Origin of the sequence: Acinetobacter sp. NBRC 110496, from assembly GCF_000876115.1 — a bacterium.
Lineage (GTDB): Bacteria > Pseudomonadota > Gammaproteobacteria > Pseudomonadales > Moraxellaceae > Acinetobacter.
Map to the genome: position 1 here is coordinate 1 of NZ_BBTF01000089.1, position 7,535 is coordinate 7,535.

Annotated in this window: 9 protein-coding genes and 1 pseudogene; 1 reads left to right on the top strand and 9 read right to left on the bottom strand. The window is 54.8% G+C overall.

Annotated features, from left to right (window positions below; all coding sequences use genetic code 11):
- Positions 1–32 precede the first annotated feature (32 nt).
- The 9 genes and pseudogenes from Aba26S_RS20070 to Aba26S_RS20110 form a co-directional block, all read right to left on the bottom strand.
- Complete coding sequence (locus Aba26S_RS20070; protein WP_011205808.1) at positions 33–344, bottom strand: type II toxin-antitoxin system RelE/ParE family toxin; 312 nt, start codon at positions 342–344, stop codon at positions 33–35.
- A complete protein-coding gene (locus Aba26S_RS20075; protein WP_011205807.1) occupies positions 341–592 on the bottom strand; it encodes an antitoxin ParD in 252 nt (83 codons plus the stop codon). The genes Aba26S_RS20070 and Aba26S_RS20075 overlap by 4 nt, the downstream gene beginning before the upstream one ends.
- A 311-nt stretch (positions 593–903) precedes the next feature.
- Positions 904–1,170, bottom strand: a pseudogene (locus tag Aba26S_RS20080) (DDE-type integrase/transposase/recombinase); the annotation flags it as partial.
- Positions 1,163–1,861 carry an IS6 family transposase gene (locus Aba26S_RS20085; protein ID WP_081408475.1) on the bottom strand — a complete coding sequence of 233 codons (699 nt, stop codon included), beginning with the start codon at positions 1,859–1,861 and terminating at the stop codon, positions 1,163–1,165. The gene Aba26S_RS20085 and the pseudogene Aba26S_RS20080, both read right to left, overlap by 8 nt.
- Positions 1,862–2,367: 506 nt before the next feature.
- A complete protein-coding gene (locus Aba26S_RS20090; RefSeq protein WP_000376623.1) occupies positions 2,368–2,868 on the bottom strand; it encodes a GNAT family N-acetyltransferase in 501 nt (166 codons plus the stop codon).
- 127 nt (positions 2,869–2,995) lie between these two features.
- Positions 2,996–3,835, bottom strand: a complete 840-nt coding sequence (gene sul1, locus Aba26S_RS20095; protein WP_000259031.1) for a sulfonamide-resistant dihydropteroate synthase Sul1 — start codon at positions 3,833–3,835, stop codon at positions 2,996–2,998.
- Positions 3,829–4,176: a quaternary ammonium compound efflux SMR transporter QacE delta 1 gene (locus tag Aba26S_RS20100; RefSeq protein ID WP_000679427.1), complete on the bottom strand. Its 348-nt coding sequence runs from the start codon at positions 4,174–4,176 to the stop codon at positions 3,829–3,831. The genes sul1 and Aba26S_RS20100 overlap by 7 nt, the downstream gene beginning before the upstream one ends.
- Positions 4,177–4,344: 168 nt before the next feature.
- The gene (locus tag Aba26S_RS20105) at positions 4,345–4,899 is read right to left on the bottom strand and encodes an aminoglycoside N-acetyltransferase AAC(6')-Ib4 (protein ID WP_003159191.1); all 555 of its coding nucleotides are present in this window, start codon (positions 4,897–4,899) and stop codon (positions 4,345–4,347) included.
- 147 nt (positions 4,900–5,046) lie between these two features.
- Positions 5,047–5,787 carry a subclass B1 metallo-beta-lactamase IMP-1 gene (locus tag Aba26S_RS20110; protein ID WP_003159548.1) on the bottom strand — a complete coding sequence of 247 codons (741 nt, stop codon included), beginning with the start codon at positions 5,785–5,787 and terminating at the stop codon, positions 5,047–5,049.
- Between the two features lie 152 nt (positions 5,788–5,939).
- Here Aba26S_RS20110 and intI1 point away from each other — a divergent pair, with 152 nt between their 5' ends.
- Positions 5,940–6,953: a class 1 integron integrase IntI1 gene (gene intI1, locus Aba26S_RS20115; protein WP_000845054.1), complete on the top strand. Its 1,014-nt coding sequence runs from the start codon at positions 5,940–5,942 to the stop codon at positions 6,951–6,953.
- Positions 6,954–7,535: the final 582 nt, after the last annotated feature.

Genomic DNA, 7,535 nt, shown 5'->3' on the forward strand with positions numbered 1-7,535 from the left:
GTTGTGAGTGGCGCGATTTTTAGCGGCTGAAATCAGCCCTTGAGCCTGTCGGCAAGTCGCGTCATGAGGTCCATGCGCTCATGCAGGATCGCCACGACCAACGCGGGTTCGCCCGCACGCGGCAGGCAAAAAACGTAGTGGTGTTCGCAGCGGGCCATCCGCAGCGCGGGAAAGAGTTCGCTCATGTCCTTAAACGGGCCTTCGCCGGCGGCAAGCCTGGCTATGCCCTGTTCCAGCTTAGCGATATAGCGGCGCACCTGCGCCGCGCCCCACTCCCGGCGCGTGTAGCGGATGATGCCGCGTAGATCGGCTTCGGCCTCAGCCGTGAGGATGTAGGCCGTCAAGCGCGATCCCCGCTGAGTTCTTCATCAAGAATTTCGCCGACGCTCTTGGTGGACACCTTGCCGGCAAGCCCATCGTTGATGCGGTTCCCCAGCATGGTTTTCAGTTCCTGCCATGCCTGATCGGCATCAGCGTCACCGGGGAACAGACGTTCGAGGGCGTATTGCTTAATGGTCTTGCCCTGCAAGGCGGCCAGGGCTTTCAGGCTCTGGTGCTGCTGGTCCGTCATGTCGATTGTCAGGCGGCTCATTGGATAACCTCCATAAAATACACGTAACCACATTAGCACATATGTGGGCGTGAGGCTACAGCGCGAGGCGCATTAAGGTCGGGAAAATGCGCTAGGCGCATTTAATGTCATTTTCAGAAGACGACTGCACCAGTTGATTGGGCGTAATGGCTGTTGTGCAGCCAGCTCCTGACAGTTCAATATCAGAAGTGATCTGCACCAATCTCGACTATGCTCAATACTCGTGTGCACCAAAGCGAGGTGAGCATGGCGACGGAGGCTCTGTTGCAAAGATTGGCGGCAGTCAGAGGTAGGCTGTCGCTCTGCGCCGATCAGGCGGCTGCTGCGAAATGGTGGTTGAGCATGCCCATGGCCTCCGTCAGCGCCGAGGGCCCAATGCCAAAAGCTCTCTCCACAAGGCGCACCTCGCCCCTGATGCCGGGCTGCAGGCACCAGGGGCGAGCCTGTCCTTTGCGCAGGGCTCGCATGACTTCGAATCCCTTGATCGTGGCATAGGCCGTGGGGATCGATTTGAAACCGCGCACCGGCTTGATCAGTATCTTGAGCTTTCCGTGATCGGCCTCGATCACGTTATTGAGGGCTCTGTTGCAAAGATTGGCGGCAGTCAGAGGTAGGCTGTCGCTCTGCGCCGATCAGGCGGCTGCTGCGAAATGGTGGTTGAGCATGCCCATGCTTGATCGTGGCATAGGCCGTGGGGATCGATTTGAAACCGCGCACCGGCTTGATCAGTATCTTGAGCTTTCCGTGATCGGCCTCGATCACGTTATTGAGATACTTCACCTGCCGGTGGGCCGTCTCCCGGTCCAGCTTTCCTTCGCGCTTCAATTCGGTGATCGCTGCACCATAGCTCGGCGCTTTGTCGGTATTGAGCGTGGCAGGCTTTTCCCAGTGCTTCAGGCCTCGCAGGGCCTTGCCCAGGAACCGCTTCGCTGCCTTGGCGCTGCGGGTCGGCGACAGGTAGAAATCGATCGTGTCGCCCCGCTTGTCGACTGCCCGGTACAGGTAGGTCCACTTGCCCCGCACCTTGACGTAGGTTTCATCCAGGCGCCAGCTCGGATCAAAGCCACGCCGCCAGAACCAGCGCAGCCGCTTCTCCATCTCCGGGGCGTAGCACTGGACCCAGCGATAGATCGTCGTATGGTCGACCGAAATGCCGCGTTCCGCCAGCATTTCCTCAAGGTCGCGATAGCTGATCGGATAGCGACAATACCAGCGCACCGCCCACAGGATCACATCACCCTGGAAATGGCGCCACTTGAAATCCGTCATCGTTCCGTCCGTCCAATCTCCGCCAAGCATGCTCAAGCTTCACGATTTTTGCAACAGAGCCCACACGAGTATTGAGCATAGTCGAGATTGGTGCAGATCACTTCTGATATTGAACTGTCAGGAGCTGGCTGCACAACAGCCATTACGCCCAATCAACTGGTGCAGTCGTCTTCTGAAAATGACATTTGGTATCTCTCATAAACGGATGTTTTTGAGAGAACTATCTTCGGCCTTCACACGCACGAAAGGCGGCGAAGCTCCGCCGTTAATCCGTCCGCCGGAGATCTCGCCCAGGCAGGCTGAAGGCCGAGCAAGCCTGACAGGCCCGAAAAGCCCGGCACGGGCGTCGGCGGCGATGACGGCGGCGGCATTATCCAGGGTTGATGATGGAAGTGGAGGATATCGACAACCTCTCGCGCAACCAAGACATCGCGGTCGGACTGCAAGTGATCTTGAAGCCACGGGCCCGTCCCACCCCGACATGGACCTCGATGCCCGAACGGACGTTAGATTTCGAGTTCTAGGCGTTCTGCGATGAAGGTTGGATCCCAGCCGGGATTGAAAGTGTCGACGTGGGTGAATCCGAGCCGCTCGTATAGGCCACGCAGGTTCGGGTGGCAGTCGAGCCGCAGCTTGGCGCACCCCTGCGTTCGCGCGGCATGGCGGCAAGCCTCGATCAGCGCGGAGCTGACACCCCGGCCCGCATGTGTCCGTCGCACCGCGAGCTTGTGCAGATATGCGGCCTCCCCCTTGAGGGCGTCGGGCCAGAACTCGGGATCCTCGGCCGACAAGGTGCAACAGCCGACGATGCCGTCGCTGCAACTCGCGACTAGGAGCTCGGATCTCAGGACGAAGGTCTCCGCGAATGTCCGGTCGATCCGCGCGACGTCCCAGGCGGGCGTTCCCTTGGCGGACATCCACGCCGCAGCGTCGTGCATCAGCCGCACAACCTCGTCGATATCACCCGAGCAGGCGACCCGAACGTTCGGAGGCTCCTCGCTGTCCATTCGCTCCCCTGGCGCGGTATGAACCGCCGCCTCATAGTGCAGTTTGATCCTGACGAGCCCAGCATGTCTGCGCCCACCTTCGCGGAACCTGACCAGGGTCCGCTAGCGGGCGGCCGGAAGGTGAATGCTAGGCATGATCTAACCCTCGGTCTCTGGCGTCGCGACTGCGAAATTTCGCGAGGGTTTCCGAGAAGGTGATTGCGCTTCGCAGATCTCCAGGCGCGTGGGTGCGGACGTAGTCAGCGCCATTGCCGATCGCGTGAAGTTCCGCCGCAAGGCTCGCTGGACCCAGATCCTTTACAGGAAGGCCAACGGTGGCGCCCAAGAAGGATTTCCGCGACACCGAGACCAATAGCGGAAGCCCCAACGCCGACTTCAGCTTTTGAAGGTTCGACAGCACGTGCAGCGATGTTTCCGGTGCGGGGCTCAAGAAAAATCCCATCCCCGGATCGAGGATGAGCCGGTCGGCAGCGACCCCGCTCCGTCGCAAGGCGGAAACCCGCGCCTCGAAGAACCGCACAATCTCGTCGAGCGCGTCTTCGGGTCGAAGGTGACCGGTGCGGGTGGCGATGCCATCCCGCTGCGCTGAGTGCATAACCACCAGCCTGCAGTCCGCCTCAGCAATATCGGGATAGAGCGCAGGGTCAGGAAATCCTTGGATATCGTTCAGGTAGCCCACGCCGCGCTTGAGCGCATAGCGCTGGGTTTCCGGTTGGAAGCTGTCGATTGAAACACGGTGCATCTGATCGGACAGGGCGTCTAAGAGCGGCGCAATACGTCTGATCTCATCGGCCGGCGATACAGGCCTCGCGTCCGGATGGCTGGCGGCCGGTCCGACATCCACGACGTCTGATCCGACTCGCAGCATTTCGATCGCCGCGGTGACAGCGCCGGCGGGGTCTAGCCGCCGGCTCTCATCGAAGAAGGAGTCCTCGGTGAGATTCAGAATGCCGAACACCGTCACCATGGCGTCGGCCTCCGCAGCGACTTCCACGATGGGGATCGGGCGAGCAAAAAGGCAGCAATTATGAGCCCCATACCTACAAAGCCCCACGCATCAAGCTTTTGCCCATGAAGCAACCAGGCAATGGCTGTAATTATGACGACGCCGAGTCCCGACCAGACTGCATAAGCAACACCGACAGGGATGGATTTCAGAACCAGAGAAAGAAAATAAAATGCGATGCCATAACCGATTATGACAACGGCGGAAGGGGCAAGCTTAGTAAAGCCCTCGCTAGATTTTAATGCGGATGTTGCGATTACTTCGCCAACTATTGCGATAACAAGAAAAAGCCAGCCTTTCATGATATATCTCCCAATTTGTGTAGGGCTTATTATGCACGCTTAAAAATAATAAAAGCAGACTTGACCTGATAGTTTGGCTGTGAGCAATTATGTGCTTAGTGCATCTAACGTTTGACATAAGGGGCGGCCAAGGGCGCCAGCCCTTGGACGTCCCCCTCGATGGAAGGGTTAGGCATCACTGCGTGTTCGCTCGAATGCCTGGCGTGTTTGAACCATGTACACGGCTGGACCATCTGGGGTGGTTACGGTACCTTGCCTCTCAAACCCCGCTTTCTCGTAGCATCGGATCGCTCGCAAGTTGCTCGGCGACGGGTCCGTTTGGATCTTGGTGACCTCGGGATCATTGAACAGCAACTCAACCAGAGCTCGAACCAGCTTGGTTCCCAAGCCTTTGCCCAGTTGTGATGCATTCGCCAGTGACTGGTCTATTCCGCGTACTCCTGGATCGGTTTCTTCTTCCCACCATCCGTCCCCGCTTCCAAGAGCAACGTACGACTGGGCATACCCAATCGGCTCTCCATTCAGCATTGCAATGTATGGAGTGACGGACTCTTGCGCTAAAACGCTTGGCAAGTACTGTTCCTGTACGTCAGCAAGTGTCGGGCGTGCTTCTTCTCCGCCCCACCACTCGACGATATGAGATCGATTTAGCCACTCATAGAGCATCGCAAGGTCATGCTCAGTCATGAGGCGCAGTGTGACGGAATCGTTGCTGTTGGTCACGATGCTGTACTTTGTGATGCCTAACGCTAAGTTCAGCGGCAGTTTGTAAGTTGCGCGTTGTGGAATACTTTGCGAAGCAAACCACAAAAGCGCAACTTACAAACTGTCCAGCCACGTAGTGGCGTGCTGCAACGACTTGTTAGAAATTTAGTTGCTTGGTTTTGATGGTTTTTTACTTTCGTTTAACCCTTTAACCGCCTGCTCTAATGTAAGTTTCAAGAGTGATGCGTCTCCAACTTCACTGTGACTTGGAACAACCAGTTTTGCCTTACCATATTTGGACTTTAATAATTTGGCGGACTTTGGCCAAGCTTCTATATTTGCGTCACCCAAATTGCCTAAACCGTACGGTTTAATAAAACAACCACCGAATAATATTTTCCTTTCAGGCAACCAAACCACTACGTTATCTGGAGTGTGTCCCGGGCCTGGATAAAAAACTTCAATTTTATTTTTAACTAGCCAATAGTTAACTCCGCTAAATGAATTTGTGGCTTGAACCTTACCGTCTTTTTTAAGCAGTTCATTTGTTAATTCAGATGCATACGTGGGGATAGATCGAGAATTAAGCCACTCTATTCCGCCCGTGCTGTCGCTATGAAAATGAGAGGAAATGCTGCCTTTTATTTTATAGCCACGCTCCACAAACCAAGTGACTAACTTTTCAGTATCTTTAGCCGTAAATGGAGTGTCAATTAGGTAAGCCTCAGCATTTACAAGAACCACCAAACCATGTTTAGGAACAACGCCCCACCCGTTAACTTCTTCAAACGAAGTATGAACATAAACGCCTTCATCAAGCTTTTCAATTTTTAAATCTGGCAAAGACTCTGCTGCGGTAGCAATGCTGCAAAACAAAAATATAAAGAATACAGATAACTTGCTCATACTTTTCCTTTTCTAACTTTGTTTTAGGGCGACTGCCCTGCTGCGTAACATCGTTGCTGCTCCATAACATCAAACATCGACCCACGGCGTAACGCGCTTGCTGCTTGGATGCCCGAGGCATAGACTGTACAAAAAAACAGTCATAACAAGCCATGAAAACCGCCACTGCGCCGTTACCACCGCTGCGTTCGGTCAAGGTTCTGGACCAGTTGCGTGAGCGCATACGCTACTTGCATTACAGTTTACGAACCGAACAGGCTTATGTCAACTGGGTTCGTGCCTTCATCCGTTTCCACGGTGTGCGTCACCCGGCAACCTTGGGCAGCAGCGAAGTCGAGGCATTTCTGTCCTGGCTGGCGAACGAGCGCAAGGTTTCGGTCTCCACGCATCGTCAGGCATTGGCGGCCTTGCTGTTCTTCTACGGCAAGGTGCTGTGCACGGATCTGCCCTGGCTTCAGGAGATCGGAAGACCTCGGCCGTCGCGGCGCTTGCCGGTGGTGCTGACCCCGGATGAAGTGGTTCGCATCCTCGGTTTTCTGGAAGGCGAGCATCGTTTGTTCGCCCAGCTTCTGTATGGAACGGGCATGCGGATCAGTGAGGGTTTGCAACTGCGGGTCAAGGATCTGGATTTCGATCACGGCACGATCATCGTGCGGGAGGGCAAGGGCTCCAAGGATCGGGCCTTGATGTTACCCGAGAGCTTGGCACCCAGCCTGCGCGAGCAGCTGTCGCGTGCACGGGCATGGTGGCTGAAGGACCAGGCCGAGGGCCGCAGCGGCGTTGCGCTTCCCGACGCCCTTGAGCGGAAGTATCCGCGCGCCGGGCATTCCTGGCCGTGGTTCTGGGTTTTTGCGCAGCACACGCATTCGACCGATCCACGGAGCGGTGTCGTGCGTCGCCATCACATGTATGACCAGACCTTTCAGCGCGCCTTCAAACGTGCCGTAGAACAAGCAGGCATCACGAAGCCCGCCACACCGCACACCCTCCGCCACTCGTTCGCGACGGCCTTGCTCCGCAGCGGTTACGACATTCGAACCGTGCAGGATCTGCTCGGCCATTCCGACGTCTCTACGACGATGATTTACACGCATGTGCTGAAAGTTGGCGGTGCCGGAGTGCGCTCACCGCTTGATGCGCTGCCGCCCCTCACTAGTGAGAGGTAGGGCAGCGCAAGTCAATCCTGGCGGATTCACTACCCCTGCGCGAAGGCCATCGGTGCCGCATCGAACGGCCGGTTGCGGAAAGTCCTCCCTGCGTCCGCTGATGGCCGGCAGCAGCCCGTCGTTGCCTGATGTCTTTGCACATTAAAGACTTAAACTGATGAATCATAAAATCAATAACTTACATTAGGTATGATTCAGTAAATTTACATTATAGTTCTAAACTCAATGAACTTTGAGTTTAGATAACCAATCCATTTATGACATAATAGTTGTAAATTTACTTATGTTTGAGTTTACCTATTCCAAATATCCAATAAGTAAATAAAACGGTGATTGCAAGTGATATAAAAATGACTATTGGGGATGGTACTTGCATTGGACTCAACCAAAATCCAAATAAAATACATGCAACAAATGCACTGCTACAAAGAAACAACTTAAAAAATACCACAAGTATTGAATCTGATTTTTTCGTAATATTCATTCAAACTTCCTCTTTGAGTTTACAACTATATTGTTAAAGTTTAGAACATTAATGTCATTTTTGAGACTTTAATGGTCAGTCACAGCAACAAGAAACAG